This window comes from Streptomyces sp. NPDC006235 (genome assembly GCF_040613735.1).
Classification (GTDB): domain Bacteria; phylum Actinomycetota; class Actinomycetes; order Streptomycetales; family Streptomycetaceae; genus Streptomyces.
Genome location: NZ_JBEXSR010000005.1, coordinates 201,788 through 218,585, shown reverse-complemented (window position 1 = coordinate 218,585; position 16,798 = coordinate 201,788). Strand labels below are relative to the sequence as shown.

The 16,798-nt window shown below is 72.8% G+C and carries 19 protein-coding genes and 1 riboswitch; of the genes, 10 read left to right on the top strand and 9 right to left on the bottom strand.

Annotation, left to right across the window (positions count from 1 at the left end; translation table 11 throughout):
* Positions 1-7: 7 nt before the first annotated feature.
* Complete coding sequence (locus tag ABZ192_RS08585) at positions 8-628, top strand: LysE family translocator (RefSeq protein ID WP_356923776.1); 621 nt, start codon at positions 8-10, stop codon at positions 626-628.
* Here ABZ192_RS08585 and ABZ192_RS08580 read toward each other — a convergent pair.
* From ABZ192_RS08580 to ABZ192_RS08565, 4 genes are all read right to left on the bottom strand, one after another.
* Positions 564-1,205 carry a DUF6328 family protein gene (locus ABZ192_RS08580; RefSeq protein WP_356923775.1) on the bottom strand — a complete coding sequence of 214 codons (642 nt, stop codon included), beginning with the start codon at positions 1,203-1,205 and terminating at the stop codon, positions 564-566. The two genes, ABZ192_RS08585 and ABZ192_RS08580, sit on opposite strands and share 65 nt — an antisense overlap.
* Before the next feature lie 81 nt (positions 1,206-1,286).
* Positions 1,287-1,760, bottom strand: coding sequence for a C40 family peptidase (locus tag ABZ192_RS08575; protein ID WP_356923774.1), 474 nt, complete (start codon positions 1,758-1,760; stop codon positions 1,287-1,289).
* A 3-nt stretch (positions 1,761-1,763) separates the two neighbouring features.
* A riboswitch (cyclic di-AMP (ydaO/yuaA leader) is annotated at positions 1,764-1,966 on the bottom strand.
* 346 nt (positions 1,967-2,312) lie between these two features.
* Positions 2,313-2,621, bottom strand: coding sequence for a hypothetical protein (locus ABZ192_RS08570; RefSeq protein ID WP_356923773.1), 309 nt, complete (start codon positions 2,619-2,621; stop codon positions 2,313-2,315).
* Positions 2,622-2,628: 7 nt separating this feature from the next.
* Positions 2,629-3,264 (bottom strand): ATP-dependent Clp protease proteolytic subunit, encoded by a 636-nt coding sequence (locus ABZ192_RS08565; RefSeq protein ID WP_356923772.1) that lies wholly within the window; start codon positions 3,262-3,264, stop codon positions 2,629-2,631.
* A 103-nt stretch (positions 3,265-3,367) separates the two neighbouring features.
* On the opposite strand from ABZ192_RS08565, the gene ABZ192_RS08560 reads away from it, so the two are divergent.
* Positions 3,368-3,655 (top strand): type II toxin-antitoxin system Phd/YefM family antitoxin, encoded by a 288-nt coding sequence (locus ABZ192_RS08560; RefSeq protein WP_356923771.1) that lies wholly within the window; start codon positions 3,368-3,370, stop codon positions 3,653-3,655.
* 82 nt (positions 3,656-3,737) lie between these two features.
* Here the strand turns inward: ABZ192_RS08560 and ABZ192_RS08555 are convergent, their stop codons facing one another.
* Entirely contained in the window at positions 3,738-4,730 is a 993-nt protein-coding gene (locus tag ABZ192_RS08555; protein WP_356923770.1) for an ABC transporter permease, read from the bottom strand.
* 143 nt (positions 4,731-4,873) lie between these two features.
* On the opposite strand from ABZ192_RS08555, the gene ABZ192_RS08550 reads away from it, so the two are divergent.
* From ABZ192_RS08550 to ABZ192_RS08520, 7 genes are all read left to right on the top strand, one after another.
* Entirely contained in the window at positions 4,874-5,533 is a 660-nt protein-coding gene (locus ABZ192_RS08550) for a TetR/AcrR family transcriptional regulator (RefSeq protein WP_356923769.1), read from the top strand.
* A 117-nt stretch (positions 5,534-5,650) separates the two neighbouring features.
* Positions 5,651-5,953, top strand: coding sequence for an urease subunit gamma (locus ABZ192_RS08545; RefSeq protein WP_010355509.1), 303 nt, complete (start codon positions 5,651-5,653; stop codon positions 5,951-5,953).
* A 13-nt stretch (positions 5,954-5,966) separates the two neighbouring features.
* The gene (locus ABZ192_RS08540; RefSeq protein WP_190050893.1) at positions 5,967-6,278 is read left to right on the top strand and encodes an urease subunit beta; all 312 of its coding nucleotides are present in this window, start codon (positions 5,967-5,969) and stop codon (positions 6,276-6,278) included.
* Positions 6,271-7,992: an urease subunit alpha gene (locus ABZ192_RS08535; protein WP_356923768.1), complete on the top strand. Its 1,722-nt coding sequence runs from the start codon at positions 6,271-6,273 to the stop codon at positions 7,990-7,992. The genes ABZ192_RS08540 and ABZ192_RS08535 overlap by 8 nt, the downstream gene beginning before the upstream one ends.
* A 10-nt stretch (positions 7,993-8,002) precedes the next feature.
* Positions 8,003-8,677 carry an urease accessory UreF family protein gene (locus tag ABZ192_RS08530; RefSeq protein WP_356923767.1) on the top strand — a complete coding sequence of 225 codons (675 nt, stop codon included), beginning with the start codon at positions 8,003-8,005 and terminating at the stop codon, positions 8,675-8,677.
* 73 nt (positions 8,678-8,750) lie between these two features.
* Positions 8,751-9,440, top strand: a complete 690-nt coding sequence (ureG, locus tag ABZ192_RS08525) for an urease accessory protein UreG (RefSeq protein WP_356923766.1) — start codon at positions 8,751-8,753, stop codon at positions 9,438-9,440.
* Positions 9,422-10,201, top strand: coding sequence for an urease accessory protein UreD (locus tag ABZ192_RS08520; RefSeq protein ID WP_356923765.1), 780 nt, complete (start codon positions 9,422-9,424; stop codon positions 10,199-10,201). Before ureG ends, ABZ192_RS08520 begins: the two co-directional genes overlap by 19 nt.
* 8 nt (positions 10,202-10,209) lie before the next feature.
* Here the strand turns inward: ABZ192_RS08520 and ABZ192_RS08515 are convergent, their stop codons facing one another.
* Both ABZ192_RS08515 and ABZ192_RS08510 read right to left on the bottom strand, forming a co-directional pair.
* Entirely contained in the window at positions 10,210-11,235 is a 1,026-nt protein-coding gene (locus ABZ192_RS08515) for an NAD(P)-dependent oxidoreductase (protein WP_356923764.1), read from the bottom strand.
* Positions 11,236-11,364: 129 nt separating this feature from the next.
* Positions 11,365-12,087 (bottom strand): lysophospholipid acyltransferase family protein, encoded by a 723-nt coding sequence (locus tag ABZ192_RS08510; RefSeq protein WP_356923763.1) that lies wholly within the window; start codon positions 12,085-12,087, stop codon positions 11,365-11,367.
* 318 nt (positions 12,088-12,405) lie between these two features.
* On the opposite strand from ABZ192_RS08510, the gene ABZ192_RS08505 reads away from it, so the two are divergent.
* Positions 12,406-12,861, top strand: coding sequence for an RpiB/LacA/LacB family sugar-phosphate isomerase (locus tag ABZ192_RS08505; RefSeq protein ID WP_356923762.1), 456 nt, complete (start codon positions 12,406-12,408; stop codon positions 12,859-12,861).
* A gap of 7 nt (positions 12,862-12,868) precedes the next feature.
* On the opposite strand, the gene ABZ192_RS08500 is transcribed toward ABZ192_RS08505, so the two are convergent.
* A complete protein-coding gene (locus tag ABZ192_RS08500) occupies positions 12,869-14,110 on the bottom strand; it encodes a SpoIIE family protein phosphatase (protein WP_356923761.1) in 1,242 nt (413 codons plus the stop codon).
* Positions 14,111-14,177: 67 nt separating this feature from the next.
* A complete protein-coding gene (locus ABZ192_RS08495) occupies positions 14,178-16,652 on the bottom strand; it encodes a SpoIIE family protein phosphatase (protein ID WP_356923760.1) in 2,475 nt (824 codons plus the stop codon).
* Positions 16,653-16,798 lie beyond the last annotated feature (146 nt).

Below are 16,798 nucleotides of genomic sequence, written 5' to 3'. Positions count from 1 at the left end.
TGGCCGTATGGACGGACAACTCATCGCCTTCACCGGGGTGGCCGCCGGCATGGTCGCCATGCCGGGCGCCGACTTCACCGTCGTCGTGCGCAACGCCCTGGTCTCCCGCCGGGCCGGCATCGCCTGCGCCCTCGGTGTCGCCGGCGGGCTGCTGCTGCACACCGCGCTGGCCGTGGCGGGGGTCGCCGCGGTCCTGGCCGCCGTGCCCGCGCTGTTCCGCGCGCTCCAGCTGGTGGGCGGCGGCTATGTCCTGTACCTGGGACTGCGGACGCTGTGGTCGCTGCGGCGGCCGCCTGCCGTGGCTGTCGAGACCGTTTCGTCCGCCGCGCGTCCCCTGCGACAGGGCTTCGTCACGAACGCCCTCAACCCGAAGGCGCCGATCACCTTCCTCAGCCTGCTGCCGCAGTTCGTGCCCGCGGGCAGTCCCGCGCTGCCCCGGACGCTGTTGCTGGCGCTGATCGTGGTGGTCCTGGCGCTGCTGTGGTTCCCGGCCGTGGCACTGCTGGTGGACCGGCTCGGCCGGTGGCTGCGGGAGCCGCGTGCCGCGCGGGCCGTCGAGGGGGTCACCGGCGCCGCGCTGACGCTTCTCGGTGTGCTGCTCCTTCTCGAACCACTGAGGGCTGCCTGATGGTGCCGCGCAGCGGCGCGGGGATCCGGACGGCCCCCTGGGGCGCGGGCTCCTCGACGGTGGCTTCAGGTCGCTCGGGGCCGCCGCGTGTCTCCTCGCGCAGCCCCGCCCGCCGCACCAGCCGGGGGAGCAGCCCCCACAGGCCGACGCAGACCAGGAACGTCGCCGCGCCCGCGGCGATGCCACCGGCCCGACTGGTCGTCACATCCACCACCAACAGCACGGAACCGCTGAAGGCGAACACCAGCACGACCAGGCCGGTGGTGGCCAGTCGCGAGGAGACCTGCACGATGCGCGGCTTGGCGCCCTGCTGGAAGAGCGAGCGGTGCAGCGCGGCCGGCGCGGTGAACAGCGCCGCGGCCAGGACCGCGAGGAGCAGCGTGATGACGTAGGTGACGCGCTGGACCGTGTCGAGGGACGTGAAGCGCGAGGTGAACGCGAGCGACAACAGGAACGCGAACAGGATCTGTACGCCCGTCTGGGTGACCCGGAGCTCCTGGAGCAGCTCGACGAAGTTCCGGTCGGCGCGTTGCAGCGGGGTCTCGCCGCGTGCGGTGCAGGGACGGTGCTCGGCCATGGGGGACGGGTAACCACTTGAGGCCGTGTCACGCTCCGGCGTGCGGCGGCGCGGCAGGGGCGCCGCCGCAGGCCGGGCGGATCACTTCACGCGCCCGTACCAGACGCTCTTGGTCCAGATCTTCTGCAGCCGCACCACGTCCCCGCTCTTGGGGGAGTGCCAGAGCTTGTTCTTACCCGCGTAGATACCCACGTGGTACACGTTGCTGCCCGAGTGGAAGAACACCAGGTCTCCGGCCTTGCGGTTCTTGGCGGAGATGTGGCGCGTCTTGTTGTACTGCTGGGCGGCCGTGCGGGGGAGCTTCTTGCCGGCCTTCTTGAACGAATACAGCGTGAGCCCGGAGCAGTCGAACCTGTGCGGACCGGTGGCCCCGTACTTGTAGGGCGAACCCTTCTTCGAGGCCGCGATCTGGAGTGCCTTGGTCGCCGGTGTGGCTGCCGCTGCTTCGGACGAGAAGCCGGGGGCCACGATCGAGCCGCCCACGGCGGCGATGGTGAGGGCCGAGGCCGTACCGGCCCGGACCATCAGCGACGGGACACGATTGAGCGCAGTCATGCGCAACCCTTCGTCAGCCGCCTGTGAAGGATGACCTGTCGGATTCGGGCTGGCGAAGTTGCCCGGCCGCTGACGCGGCTTCACCCCAAGGGCTACTCGGGTCCGGTCATGGCGTGACCGTCCCGGCGACCCGTCGTGCTTGGGTCCTCCACTCCTGCCGATGCACTTCTGTCGACCGGTCATCCAGGCGGCGGCAGGACTCGGCGTCCGCCCGGACCGCCCCGCCGCTGTGGCGGGGGCTTGTCGTCAGACACGGATCTTGGCTCATGCATGTCCGGAAATCCCAACCGAACCGGGGATTTGTGTTGTTACTCACCACTCACCCGTTCGGGTGGACACGCCTGTGTTCGAGCCACCGTCCACGGGGTCATGGACCGCCGGACCAGCAATGGAATGTCCCATTCCGCCCCTCGGCTACGCGCGTTGCGCAACTGTGAGGGCCCAAAAACAGGACTCCCGTCTACTCCGAACAGGGGTACGTCATTCGGTCCGTTTGGACTCAGGCCCGGACGCTCCGCCGAGCGGGCGGGCGTCCGGGCCGGCGCATCCGCGTCAACTGACGGACTCCGGGGGCAGGGTGACGCGTGCCGTGCGCCGCTCGCCGTCCAGCACCCGCAGTGCCCGGCCGAGGGTGCCGGAGTGCAGTTCCGTCTCACCCCGCTGGTGCATCAGGGTCAATGCGTCACGCAGTGCGGTCGCCTTGCCGACCAGGGCCTGGGCGGCGCGCAGTCCGCGGTAGGTGTCGCCGGGCAGGGCGGGGTTGATCCGGCCGAGCAGGTCGACGACCTCCAGGTAACGGTCGATCAACTCCGCCTCGGCGCGGGTCAGTGCGGGCAGCGGCGGCAGTTCGGGCGGGAGCACCGGCGGCTCACTCTCCCGTCGGCGGGGCCAGGGTGGCGTTGCGGTGGGGGACGATCCGGTCCACCAGGCCGTACTCCACCGCCTCCTGGGCAGTGAGGACCTTGTCGCGCTCGATGTCCGCGCTCACCTGCTCCCGGGTGCGGCCCGTGTGCAGTGCGAGCATCTCTTCCATGCGGGTCCGGATCCGCAGCAACTCCTCGGCCTGGATCGCCAGATCGCCGGCCTGCCCGCGGACCGGCTCGGGCAGCGCGGGCTGATGGATCACCAGACGCGCGTCCGGCAACACGGATCGCTTGCCGGGCGTGCCCGCCGCCAGCAGCACCGAGGCGGCGGCGCCGGCCTGCCCCAGGCAGACCGTCTCCACGTCGCAGGCGACGTACTGCATCGTGTCGTAGAGGGCCGCCATGGCGTGGAAGGTGCCGCCGGGGGAGTTGATGTAGAGCGAGATGTCGCGGTCGGGGGCCTGGTGCTCGAGGTACATGAACTGGGCCATCACGTCGTTCGCCGAGGTCTCGTCCACCGGCGCCCCGAGGAAGACGATCCGCCCCTCCAGGAGCTTGGAGTACGGGTCCATCGTCCGTTGCCCGGACGCCGTGCGTTCGGTGAACTCGGGCAGCACGTAACGGGCGGACGGTCGGGTCATGGCGAACCCCTCCTCGCGGCAGAGCCGTCTCCGGCGGCAGCCGTCCTCTGCGACGGCTGTCTGTAAAAAATGTACAGGACGTACGTGCCGTTATGATGGGGACATGGCCTACGAGATTCCGGTGACGCAAGCCAGGGCTGAGCTCGCCGACCTGATCAACCGCGTGGTGTACGGCGGCGAGCGCGTCGTCGTCACCCGGCACGGCAAGCCCCTCGTCGCCCTCGTCTCAGCCGATGACCTGCGGCGACTCGACGAGACCCAGGAGCTCGCGGAGCCCGCGGAGGAGCAGGCGATCAGCGCGGTCTCCACGGTCCGGGAAGTCGCGTCCGCTCCTGGCGAACCCCAGCGGTTCGGCATCGCGGCGGAGCACCGGAGGGCCGGCCCGGCCTGACGAAAGACCGTGCGCCCCCGTCCGCTACAGCGGGGACGCACGGTCGCTTGCTGTGGCGCCGCCCGGGCGCGGCGGGCGGTGGTCAGCCGACGGCCGACAGCTCCCGCCGGTCGGGCGCGGGCTCGCTGCCCGTCCTCCGTGCCCGCAGCGAGCCGCCGAGCAGTACGGCACCCAGGCCCAGCACCGCCCACCAGGTCAGGGTCAGTGCGGGGCCGGTCGCCGCCGCGCCGTCGAAGTACGACACCGAGCGCAGCAGCGTCGTACCCGCGCCGGGCGGCAGCCACTGGCCGATCGCGCCGGCCGGCTCCGGCAGCATCTGCGGGGCCGAAGCGGCGCCGGAGAAGGGGTTGCCCAGCAGCATCACGACCGCGGCGCCGATGCCCGTGCCGGCGGGGCCGACCAGGGCGGCGAGGCCGGCGACGGCACCGCCGACGGCCACCGTGGACAGGCCGAGCACCGCTGCCTCCGCCCACCAGTCGCCGCCGAGCGCCCCGAGCCAGCTGTGTGCGATCCCGGCCGCGATCACGCCCACCAGGGCGGACGCGCCGAGCAGCGCGAGCACGGCCCGGATGCCGCGCAGCCCCAGCAGGGTGACCACCGCGCCCGCCGCGATGCCGGCCAGGGCGAGCGGCAGTACGGCGGCGTTCAGCACCGCGCCGCGCGGATCACTGGCGGGGGTGGGCACGACGTCGACCGTCTCGACCTGTGCGCCCCCGGCGGCGGCCTGCTGCGCCACGGCCTGCTGGAGGAACTGTGCGACGGCCGGTCCGGCCGCGGACGCGGTGAGCAGTTCGGGCCCCTGGGGCGTGACCACGACGGCGCCGTAGACGCTCCGGTCCTCGATGGCGTCGCGGGCGGCGGCCTCGTCGGCGTAGCGGTGGATCTCGAAGGCACCCTCGTGCCGCTCCAGCTGCCGCTCCACCTGGGCCGCCGCGGCGGGCGGTCCGACCACGCCCAGCGGCAGGTCGCGGGGTGCTGTACGGGAGGCCGGCCAGGCGAAGGCCCACAAGGCGAGGGCCGCAAGGACGGGCACGAGGGCGACGACCGCGATCAGTCGGCGGTTGCGGGTGGGCATGAGGGTCTCCTGGAGCGATCGGAACCGGAGCCAGAGCTGGAGCGGGAAGGCTAAAAAGAAGGATCGTTCGTTTTGCTCTGCCCTCACCGTGCTCCGGTAGCGGTTGCTTGTCAAGAATGAATATTCGTTTTATGTTGGGGATCATGGCCCGCGTCTCCCAGGAACATCTCGACGCCCGCCGCCGCCAGATCCTCGACGGCGCCGCGCTCTGCTTCGCCCGTAACGGCTTCCACGCGACGTCCATGCAGGACGTGCTGAAGGAGGTCGACCTCTCGGCGGGTGCGGTGTACCGCTACTTCAGCGGCAAGGAGGAGCTGATCGGCGCGATCGTCGCCGAGGTGCTCGCCTCGGTCCGCGGAGCCTTCGAGGAAGCGGCCCGGCAGAGTCCGCCCCCGACGCCCGACGAACTCGTCGCCTCCGTCCTCGGCAAGACGCTCGCCGCTCGTGAGTCCCTGGTCGTCGACGGCCGGCCCGCCTTTCCGCGGCTCGTCATCCAGGTGTGGACGGAGACCCTGCGCAACGAGGAGCTCGCGGCCCTCCTGCGGGAGGGGTACGGCTCGGTCCGCGCGGCCTGGGGGAGGATCGTCGAGAGCTACCAGGAGGCCGGGATGATGCGGGCGGACGTGGCGCCGGACCACGTGGCCCGCACGATGATCGCCGCCGTGCTGGGGTTCATCGCACAGCAGTCCCTCGTCGGGCCGGCCCCGGTCGAGATCCTCCGGGACGGTCTGCGGGCACTGATGAGCATGCGGGACGAGGCCCCGGTGGATCACGGCGCAACCGGTGGATCACAGCTCGGTTAACGTGCCCGAAACGCGGTCCAATTAGCCTGCCGCCACGCCACCAGGGCTTTTCCCCTGTCCCTGGGGCTGCGGCAGCCGGGCCCCGCACGGTCCGGAGCGAGGACTGTGAGGTGGGACGTGCAACTGACCCCGCACGAGCAAGAGAGGCTGCTGATCCACGTGGCGGCCGACGTGGCCGAGAAGCGCCGGGCCCGAGGGCTGAAGCTCAACCACCCCGAGGCGGTCGCGCTCATCACGTCGCACATCCTCGAAGGCGCGCGTGACGGCCGTACCGTCGCCGAGCTCATGGCCTCCGGGCGCAAGCTGCTCACCAGGGACGACGTCATGGAGGGCATCCCGGAGATGATCCACGACGTCCAGGTGGAGGCCACCTTCCCGGACGGCACCAAGCTCGTCACCGTCCACGATCCGATCGTCTGACGGGGAGGCCGCCGTGATTCCCGGAGAGATCCTCTTCGCCGACGGACCGATTGCGTACAACGAGGGCCGCGAGGTCACCCGGCTCACCGTCCTCAACGCCGCCGACCGGCCCGTCCAGGTCGGCTCCCACTACCACTTCGCCGAGGCCAACCCCGGTCTGGAGTTCGACCGCGCCGCCGCGCGCGGCAAGCGGCTGAACGTCGCCGCCGGCACGGCCGTGCGCTTCGAACCCGGGATCCCCGTCGACGTCGAACTCGTTCCGCTGACCGGCGCCCGCGTCGTGCCCGGTCTGCGCGGGGAGACCGGAGGTGCCCTCGATGCCTGAGATCTCTCGTGCCGCGTACGCCGACCTGTTCGGCCCGACGACCGGCGACCGGATCCGGCTCGCCGACACCGACCTGCTGGTCGAGATCGAGGAGGACCGTTCCGGCGGTCCCGGGCGCGCCGGTGACGAGGCCGTGTTCGGCGGCGGCAAGGTCATCCGCGAGTCCATGGGCCAGGCGCGCGCCACCCGTGCGGAGGGCACCCCGGACACCGTCATCACCGGCGCGGTGATCATCGACCACTGGGGCATCGTCAAGGCCGACGTCGGCATCCGCGACGGGCGGATCACCGGGATCGGCAAGGCCGGCAACCCCGACACCATGGACGGCGTGCACCCGGACCTGGTCATCGGCCCCGAGACCGAGATCGTCGCCGGCAACGGGCGGATCCTCACGGCGGGCGCGATCGACGCGCACGTGCACTTCATCTGTCCGCAGATCGCCGACGAGGCGCTGTCCGCGGGCATCACGACCCTGGTCGGCGGCGGTACGGGCCCCGCCGAGGGCTCCAAGGCCACCACCGTGACCCCCGGGCCCTGGCATCTGGCGCGGATGCTGGAGGCCATGGAGGCCTACCCGCTCAACATCGGCCTGCTCGGCAAGGGCAACACCGTCTCCCACGAGGCGATGCTGTCGCAGATCCGGGGCGGCGCGCTCGGCCTGAAGCTGCATGAGGACTGGGGCTCGACCCCGGCCGTCATCGACGCCTCGCTGACCGTCGCCGGGCAGACCGGCGTCCAGGTCGCCATCCACACGGACACCCTCAACGAGGCCGGGTTCGTCGGTGACACGCTCGCCGCGATCGCCGGGCGGGGCATCCACGCATACCACACCGAGGGCGCGGGCGGCGGGCACGCGCCGGACATCATGACCGTGGTCTCCGAGCCGCACGTGCTGCCGAGCTCCACGAATCCGACCCGGCCGTTCACCGTCAACACCGCCGAGGAACACCTCGACATGCTGATGGTGTGCCACCATCTCAACCCGGCCGTCCCGGAGGACCTGGCCTTCGCCGAGTCCCGGATCCGGCCGTCCACGATCGGCGCCGAGGACATCCTGCACGACCTCGGCGCGATCTCGATCATCTCCTCCGACTCCCAGGCCATGGGGCGCGTGGGCGAGGTCGTCATGCGGACCTGGCAGACCGCCCACGTGATGAAGCGGCGCCGGGGCGCGCTGCCCGGGGACGGCCGCGCCGACAACCGTCGGGTACGCCGCTATGTCGCCAAGTACACGATCAACCCGGCCCTCGCCCAGGGCCTGGCCCGGGAGATCGGGTCGGTGGAGAGCGGCAAGCTGGCCGACCTGGTGCTGTGGGAGCCGGCCTTCTTCGGCGTCAAGCCGCACCTCGTCATCAAGGGCGGCCAGATCGCCTACGCGCAGATGGGCGACGCCAACGCCTCGATCCCCACACCGCAGCCGGTCCTGCCGCGCCCGATGTTCGGGGCGATCGGGCGGGCACCCGCCGCCAATTCCCTCAACTTCGTCGCGCCCCTGGCCGTCGAGGACGGGCTGCCGGAGCGGCTGGGCCTCGGCAAGCGGTTCGTGGCGATCGAGTCGACGCGCGGGGTCACCAAGGCCGACATGCGGGAGAACGACGCCCGGCCCGAGGTCCGGGTCGATCCCGACAGCTTCGCCGTGCACATCGACGGTGAGCTGGTCGAGGCGGCACCGGCGGCCGAACTGCCCATGGCCCAGCGGTACTTCCTGTTCTGAGGATGTCCTGATGTCACGTGCGGCACTTCTCGTCCTGGCCGACGGCCGCTTCCCCGCCGGGGGTCATGCCCACTCCGGCGGGGCGGAGGCGGCGGTCAAGGCCGGCCGGATCAGCGGGGCGGCGAGCCTGGCGGAGTTCTGCCGGGGGCGGCTGCACACGGCCGGTTCGATGGCGGCCGCCCTTTCGGCGGCGGCCGCGCTGGGGATCGACCCCGTCGCGCTGGACCGTGCCGCGGACGCCCGTACGCCCTCGCCCGCGCTGCGCGTCGCCGCGCGCAAGCTGGGGCGGCAGCTGATGCGGGCCGCCCGGACGACCTGGCCGTCCGCGGAACTGGACGCGCTGGCCCGGGAGTTCCCCAAGGGCGCCCATCAGCCTGTGGTGCTCGGGCTGGCGGCGCGGGCGGCCGGGCTGGGCCCGGTCGACGCGGCGTACTGCGCGGCGTACGAGAGCGTCAGCGGGCCGGCCACGGCGACGGTGCGGTTGCTGAGTCTGGACCCCTTCGACGCGACGGGGGTGCTGGCCCGGCTGGCGCCGGAGGTGGACCGCGTCGTGGACCGGGCCGTCGAGGCGGCGCGGAGGGTGGTCGACGAGGGAGTCGACGCGCTGCCGGCGGGGTCGGCGCCGTTGCTGGAGATCGGGGCGGAGATACACGCGGGCTGGCCCGTGCGGCTGTTCGCCTCCTAGGCAGACCATCCCTTTACTCGAATCGCTCGAACCGTTACTCGGATCAGTCGGACAAGAACGCGGGAGCCGCCCCATGCACCTCGGCCACGACCACACCCACGACGGCCCCGGCGCCGTGAGCGCCGACGCCCTGCGGCCCGACGGCGGCCGCCGGGCCCTGCGGATCGGACTCGGCGGGCCCGTCGGGTCCGGGAAGACCGCCACCGTCGCGGCGCTGTGCCGCGCGTTGCGGGACGAGCTGTCCCTCGCGGTCGTCACCAACGACATCTACACCCGCGAGGACGCCGAGTTCCTGCTCCGCGAGGCCGTGCTGCCGCCCGAGCGGATCACCGCGGTGGAGACGGGAGCCTGCCCGCACACCGCGATCCGGGACGACATCTCCGCGAACCTGGAAGCGGTGGAGGACCTGGAGGACGCCGTCGGGCCGCTGGACCTGGTCCTCGTGGAGTCCGGTGGGGACAACCTCACCGCGACCTTCTCCAAGGGGCTCGTCGACGCGCAGATCTTCGTGATCGACGTGGCGGGGGGCGACGACATTCCGCGCAAGGGCGGGCCGGGCGTGACCACCGCCGACCTGCTCGTCGTCAACAAGACCGACCTCGCCCCCTACGTCGGCTCCGACCTCGCGCGGATGGCGGCCGACGCCAAGGCGCAGCGGGCCGAACTGCCGGTCGTCTTCCAGTCGTTGCGCGGCGAGCCCGGGGTGTCAGACGTCGCCGCCTGGGTGCGTGCGCAGCTCGCCGCGTGGGCGGCACGAGCGTGAACAGTTCCGGGGTGCGGTCCGTCGCGAGGATCGTCGCCCGGGACGACGGCCGGGGCGGGACCGCCCTGCCCGTGCTGGAGAGTGACGGGCCGCTGGCGCTGCGGCGCACCCGGGGCAGTGGTGCCCAGGCCCGGGTCATGCTGGTCGGAGCGATGAGCGGGCCGCTCGGCGGCGACCACTTCACCGTCCGGGCCCGGGTGGAGGAGGGAGCACGGCTGTCCGTCGGCTCGGCCGCCGCCACGATCGCCCTGCCGGGGCAGGCCAAGGGAGAGGCCCGCTACGACGTCCGGCTCGACGTCGCCGACCGGGCCGAACTGCACTGGTTGCCCGAGCAGTTGATCTCCGCCCAGGGCAGCGACCTGCACGTCACGACCCGCGTCGACCTGGCCGCCACGGCCCGGCTCGTACTGCGCGAGGAGCAGGTGCTCGGGCGTGCCGGTGAGGAACCCGGGCGGCTGACGAGCCGGCTGACCGTGCGGGTTGCCGGGCAGGCCGTGCTGGACCAGGAACTGGCCTGCGGGCCCGGCGCGCCGGGCGGCTGGGACGGCCCGGCGGTGCTCGCGGGTCATCGTGCCGTCGGGCAACTGATCGTCGTGAGTCCGGAGTTTGCCGCCGAACCGGTGCAGGCCCGGGCGCTCGGGGAAGGGGCCTGTCTCGTCCCGCTCGCCGGGCCCGCCGCCCTGGTGACCGCCGTGGCGCCGGACGCGCTGCGGCTGCGGCGGCTGCTCGACGAGGCCCTGGCGTCCCTCGCGCCGTCGTAGGCTTCCGCTCACGCCCCGAACCAGGCGTCCTCCGTCGCGTAGTCGAACAGGTCCGGGTAGATCCGCGCCAGAGTCGGGAACGCGTCCTTCCAGTCCTGCCCGGACAGACGCCGCGCGAGCCAGTCGACCGTCTCCGGCAGGCTCTCGGAGTAGGTCACGACCGGCCGGTAGCCCAACTCCCGTTCCGCCGCGGTCATGTCGAAGACCACCGGCAGCTCCACCGACCAGGGCGAGCTGCCCACGGACGGCGAGGGCGCCGCCCCGCCCACCAGGACCGTCTGTGTCTCCATTCCCATCACCGCGTCCACCGCCGCCCCGATCTCGGCCACCGTCGGCGGCCGCGGATCACAGGCGTTGAGCACGCGCGAGCCGGGCCGGGCGGCCGCCAGCCGGATCAGTTCGGCGATGTTGCGGGCGGCCGAGGGGTGGAAGCGGCTCTCGCCCCGGTAGGCGAGCACCCGCCTGCGCCGGCCGTCGAGGTTCCGTTTCACGAAGTACAGCTCGCGGGGGAGCGGGCTGTGGGGACCGTGGATCGCGCCCGCGCGCAGCAGGGTCGTGGGCAACCGGTCGCCCGCCGCGAGGAGTTCCCTCTCCAGGGCGGCCTTGCCGGTGCTGTAGGTGGCGTCCCCCGGCGGGACCGTCGGCTGGTCCTCCCGTACGGGCACGGGGTACCGGGGGAAACCGCCCGGCTCGCTCATCGTGTCGAAGCCGCGGCCCGTGCCGTCCTCGTACACCGAGACCGTCGACACGACCACGGCCGAGCCGACGCGGTCGGCCAGACCGGTCAACTGCCGTGCGTGCCGGGCCCCGTAGGCGACGATGTCGACCACCAGGTCGCAGCCGTCACCGACCAGCGCGCCCAGTGCCACGTCGTCCTCGCGGTCCAGCCGCACCGTCCGCACCTCGCCGGGCCAGCTCTCGTCCCGGGCCCCGCCGCGCGACGCGGCCGTCACCTCCCAGCCGTCCCGCGCCAGCGCCCCCACCGCCGGCCTGCCTATCTGCCCGGCCGCCCCGATCACCACAGCACGTCTCATGACGCGACCGTAGACGGTGAAGGCGTCCGGGGGGACGGCTTCTGCCGACGGCAGAGGCCTCAAGGGGTCGACAGCAGACGCCCTCACATCGTCGACGGCAGACGCCTCACATGGCCGACGGCAGACGCCTCAAGTCAGCGGCAGGCGCGGGAACTTCCGCTCCTTCGCGGCGGCCGCGGCCTCCTCGGCCTTCACGACGGCCGCGTACTGGTCGACGTACTCCTGCTCGGACAGGGAGAGGATCGCGTACATGATCTCGTCGGTGACGGCGCGCAGGATGGCCTTCTCGTTCTCCATGCCCTCGTAGCGGGAGAAGTCGAGGGGCTTGCCGAAGCGGATCACGACGGGGTGGACGTTGGGGATGACCTTGCCGGGCGGCTGGGCCTCGAAGGTGCCGATCATCGCGCACGGGATGACCGGGACGCCGGCTTTGAGGGCCATGACCGCGACGCCCACCTTGCCCTTGTAGAGCCGGCCGTCGTGCGAGCGCGTGCCCTCCGGGTAGATGCCGAGCAACTCGTCCTTGCTCAGGACGCCGAGGCCCTCGCGGATCGCGGCCTGCCCGGCGTCCTTGCCGGAGCGGTCGACGGGGATCTGCCCCGCGCTGCGGAAGAACGACGCCGTCAGACGGCCCTTGATGCCCGGGCCCGTGAAGTACTCGGCCTTCGCCAGGAAGGTGATGCGACGCTTGAGGACCGCGGGCATCAGGAAGTGGTCCGAGAACGACAGGTGATTGCCGGCGATGATGGCGGCACCCTCCGAAGGGACGTGCTCCAGGCCTTCTATCCGAGGCCGGAAAACCAGTCTCAGCAGCGGCCCCAGCAGCACGTATTTCAGCAGGTAGTAGAACAAAGCGGGCGCTCCTCGACTCTTGCGGTGGGCTCAACCGCCGCGTTCCAGCAGGTCAACCGGCATGTCGTGGGGTGCCAGTGTAGGTGCAGGCGTGGCCACCGGGCACCTCGTGCGACCGGACCGGCCGATCCTTTGCCGATTGACTGACGGTCAGTCAGAGAGGTGCTTCCGGTGGTGCTCCTGCGGCTGGGGAGAACCGCGGGACCAGGGTGCTGCGCCACACGGGTGACCGGCAAGCCGAACGGGCGGCGTGGCGGGATCCGAGGGGTGCCTGGCCAACCGCTGGTTCTTGCGGCCCCGCCGAGTACTCTGCGAAGTATGCGGATCTCTGTTTCCTCGGACATGGACGAGCCCGTCGCCCGCTCCCTCGTGGCCGCGCTGCGCGAGCGGGGACACGAGGTGCGCCCGCACGGCGCGCTGCGTCCCGGGGACGACCCCCAGTGGGCGGTGTGCTCTCAGGCCGCGGCCCGCGAGGTCGCCGACGGGACGGCCGACCAGGCCGTGGTGTGCTGCTGGACCGGCACGGGCGCCTCGATCGCCGCGAACAAGGTGCCGGGCGTCCGGGCCGCCCTGTGCACGGACGCCTACACGGCCGACGGGGCCCGCCGCTGGAACGACGCCAACGTGCTGGCGCTCAGTCTGCGGCTCACCTCCGAGCCGCTGCTGAAGGAGATTCTCGACGCGTGGTTCGCCGGCGAGCCCAGCGCGGACGCCGAGGACCGCCAGAACGTGGACCGCGTCCGGCTGCTCGACCACGGCGCCAACCGCCGGTAGGTCACGGTCACAGCCGCACGACGATCAGCGCGGTGTCGTCGGTGGCGCCGCCCGGCGGCAGCAGTTCCAGCAGGACGGTGTCGGCGAGGATCTCGGGATCCTGCTCCTGGTTCCGGTACAGCGCGTCGGCGAGACGGGCCAGGCCGGTGTCGATGTCCTCGCCCCGCCGCTCGACCAGACCGTCGGTGTAGAGCACGAGCGTGGCACCCGGCGTGAAGACCGTCTCCGCCTGGGGCCTGGGGATCGGGTCGGGGCGGGCGTCGAGCGGGATGTCCGTGGCCCCGTCGAGGAACTCGGCGCGGCCATCGGGGTGGACCAGCAGGGGCGGGAGATGGCCGGCGCTGCTGTAGGTGATGGTGTGCCGGTCGAAGTCGATGAAGGTCGTCACGGCGGTCGCCGACTCGGCGCCCTCGACCACGTGGGCGTAGCGCCCCAGTACGTCCAGGGCCTGGGCCGGGCCCTCGGCGACCCGGGAGGCCGCGCTGAGCGCGCTGCGCAGCTGGCCCATGACACCGGCGGCCTCCAGCCCGTGCCCGACCACGTCGCCCACGGACACGCCGACCCGGTGGCCACCGACCAGGTCGACCAGGTCGTACCAGTCTCCGCACACGTTGAGCGCGCCCACGGCCGGCCGGTACCGGACGGCGGCCCGGTGGTGGTGGCTGACCTGACGGCGGTCGGGCAGCATCGCCTCCTGGAGGACCATCGCCACCTCCCGCTCCCGGGAGTGCGCCTGCCGCAACCGCTCGTTGAGCTCTTGGAGCTCACGGGCGCGCGTGTACAGCTCGGCTTCCAGGACCCGGGACCGGCCGCTCCGGCCTCCCCCCGGGCGGCCCCGGGCCCGGATCAGCTCCGTGACCTCCTCGACCCGGTGCAGGATCAGCGTCACCTTGCCGTCGGGGCCGAGCAGCGGCGCGTTCACCGGACTCCAGTAGCGCTCCTGCCACTCCCCGGGCCGCTCGGGATCCTCGACGTCGTAGCGTTGGAGGGCCATGGCGTCACGCTCCCCGGTCGCCAGGACCCGGTACAGCGAGGCCTCCAGGTTGCGCATGCCCGTCGAGGCCGGGTCGTTGGGGTTGTCGGGGAAGACGTCGAACAGGTAGTGCCCGACGAGCTGCTCGCGGGAGCGGCCGGACGCCCGGACGAACTCCTCGTTGACGTCCGCGTACACCAGCTCGGGTGTCAGCAGCGCCACCATGCCGGGCAAGGCCTGGAACACCGCCGCGTAGTCGATCGCCGAATCCGTCATGGCCGCCGCCTCACCACTGCCGGGGTCAGACCAGTTTCCCACGGTATGGGGGAATTCGGCCTCGGCTTCACACCCCGAGCGCCGCCACGGGCAGCTCGGGGAGCTCCGTCAGGGACTGCTCCGCCCAGATGATCTTGCCGTCCTGGACGAACCGCGTACCCCACCGCTGGGTCAGCTGGGAGACCAGCAGCAGACCGCGCCCGCCCTCGTCCGTCGTACGCGGATGGCGCAGATGGGGAGCGGTGGCGCCGGTGTCGAAGACCTCGCAGACCAGGGCGCGCTCCCGGATCAGGCGGAGCCGGATGGGCCCGGGGGCGTGCCGGATGGCGTTGGTGACCAGCTCGCTCACCACCAGTTCCGTGGTGAACGCCAGCTCCTCCAGCCCCCAGCGGGCCAGCTGCCGGGTGGCCCTGCGGCGGGCGTCGGCGACGAGGGCCGGGTCGGGGTCCAGGTCCCAGGCCGCGACCTGCTCGGCGCCGAGACGTTTCGTCCGGGCCATCAGCAGCGCCACGTCGTCGTACGGGCGCGCCGGGACCAGGGCGTCGACGACGTGCCGGCAGTGCGCCTCCAGCGGGCCCGCCCCTTCCAGCGCCCCGCGCAGCCGTTCCCGGCCGGCGTCGACGGCCCAGGTCTCGGACCGGGCCAGCAGCCCGTCCGTGTGCAGGGCGAGGGTGCTGCCCTCCTCGAGGGACAGCTCGACCGCCTCGAAGGGCGGACCGCCCACGCCGAGCGGCGGCCCCTGCGGAAGATCGACGAAGCCGACCGAACCGTCGGGCAGGACCACGGCCGGCACCGGATGGCCCGCGGCGGCCATCGCGCACCCGCCGTCGACCGGGTCGTAGACGACGTACACACACCCGGATCCCACGCACTGCGTGCCCGCGGACCCCGCCGCGCCCGGCTCGGCGCCCTCTTCCCGGGCCGACCGCGCCACCAGGTCGTCGAGGTGCGCCAGGACCTCCTCGGGCGGCAGATCCTGAGCGGCCAGCGTCCGTACGGCCGTGCGCAACTGCCCCATGGCCGCGGCGGCGTCGATGCCGTGCCCGGGCACCTCGCCCACGACGAGCGCGACGCGTGCCCCCGACAGCGGGATGAGGTCGTACCAGTCGCCGCCCAGGCCGGTCAGCTCGTCGGCCGGCCGGTAGCACGCGGCCACCTCGACCGCGTCCAGCTCGGGCAGCCGGTGGGGCAGCAGACTGCGCTGGAGGACGAGCGCGGCGTCGCGCTCGCGCGTGTAGCGCCGGGCGTTGTCCACGCAGACGGCCGCGCGGGAGACGAGGTCCTCGGCCAGCCGCAGGTCCTCCTCGTCGAAGGGCTCCCGGCCGTGGCGCCGGAAGAAGGTGGTGATGCCCAGCGTGGTGCCGCGGGCCCGGACCGGCACGACCATCACGCTGTGCAGGCCCAGCTCCGAGAACGTGGGCCGCGGGCCGCCCGGGACGTCCGTGACCCACACCCGGTCCCGTGGATCGAGCCGCTCGGCGTGCCAGGTCCGTCCCGTGGCCAGACTGCGGACCGGGGGCGACCCGGCCGGGTACGTCGCGATCTCGCCGATCCCGACGACGGCCTGCGGGCCGCCCTCCTCGGTGGACCCGTGGCCCGTCCGGCGCAGCGCCACCGGATCGGTGTCCGCCAGCGGCCCGGGCGTCACCTCGGCGCCCCGCAGCACCGTCTCCAGCAGGTCCACGGTGACGAGGTCGGCCAGTCCCGGCACGGCCACGTCGGCCAGTTCCTGCGCGGTGCGTGTGAGGTCCAGGCTGCGGCCGATGGTCTCGTTGGCGCGGTCGAGGAGCGCCAGCCGCTGCCGGGCGCGGTGCCGCTCGGTCATGTCGACGACCGTGTAGTACACGCCCATCGGGCGGCCCCGGTCGTCCTCGAGCCGGGTGAACGACAGCATGTGCGCGGTCTCGCGCAGCGGCGCCGACACCACACGGCCCACGTGCTCGTACCCGACCACCGCCTCACCGGTCTCCAGCACGTGCCGCATCTGCGCCTCGACCGCCTGGGCGTCCAGGCCCGGCTGGACGTCCGCGAAGCGCAGGCCGAGCCGCCGGGCCGGCGGTCCGCCGCCGAACTGCTCCAGGGCGGCGTTCGACCACACGAACCGCAGGTCCGTGTCCACGATGGCGATACCGACCGGGGCGTCGGACACCATCCGTTCCAGCACCGTGCGGCTCATGTCCCAGCCGGGCGCGTCGGCGAGCTCCGACAGCAGCACCAGCCAGCGCGCGCCGCCGTGCGCCTCCTCGGCCGGGGTGATCCGGGCCGCGACCCTCACGGGCCGGCCGTCCCTGTGGCGGGCCGTCAGCAGCCCCGTCCAGCCGCCGTCCCTGCGGCACCGCTCGACCAGGTCCGGCACGCGCTGGGCGTCCTCGGCCGTCAGCAGGTCCGCCAGCTTCCTGCCGACCGCCTCGGCGGCCGGGTACGCCAGCAGCCGCCTGGCCTCGCCGGTCCAGCCCGTCACCACGCCCTGCGGATCGAGCAACAGGGGCACGGCGTCGGCCACGTCGAACCGCCGCCGACCGTACTCCTCGTGTGCGCCCACGGCCGACCTCTCTGTCGCTGAGAGTGGTCTACCACCTCTTGCCTCAATCTTCACCCTTCCGGCATGCGGGGGCGGCTTGTACGGGGCCGGTCGGGGTGGCTGGTGGGGCGCCCGGCCCGGCGGAGGCCGTCCCGCCGCCGGGCGGT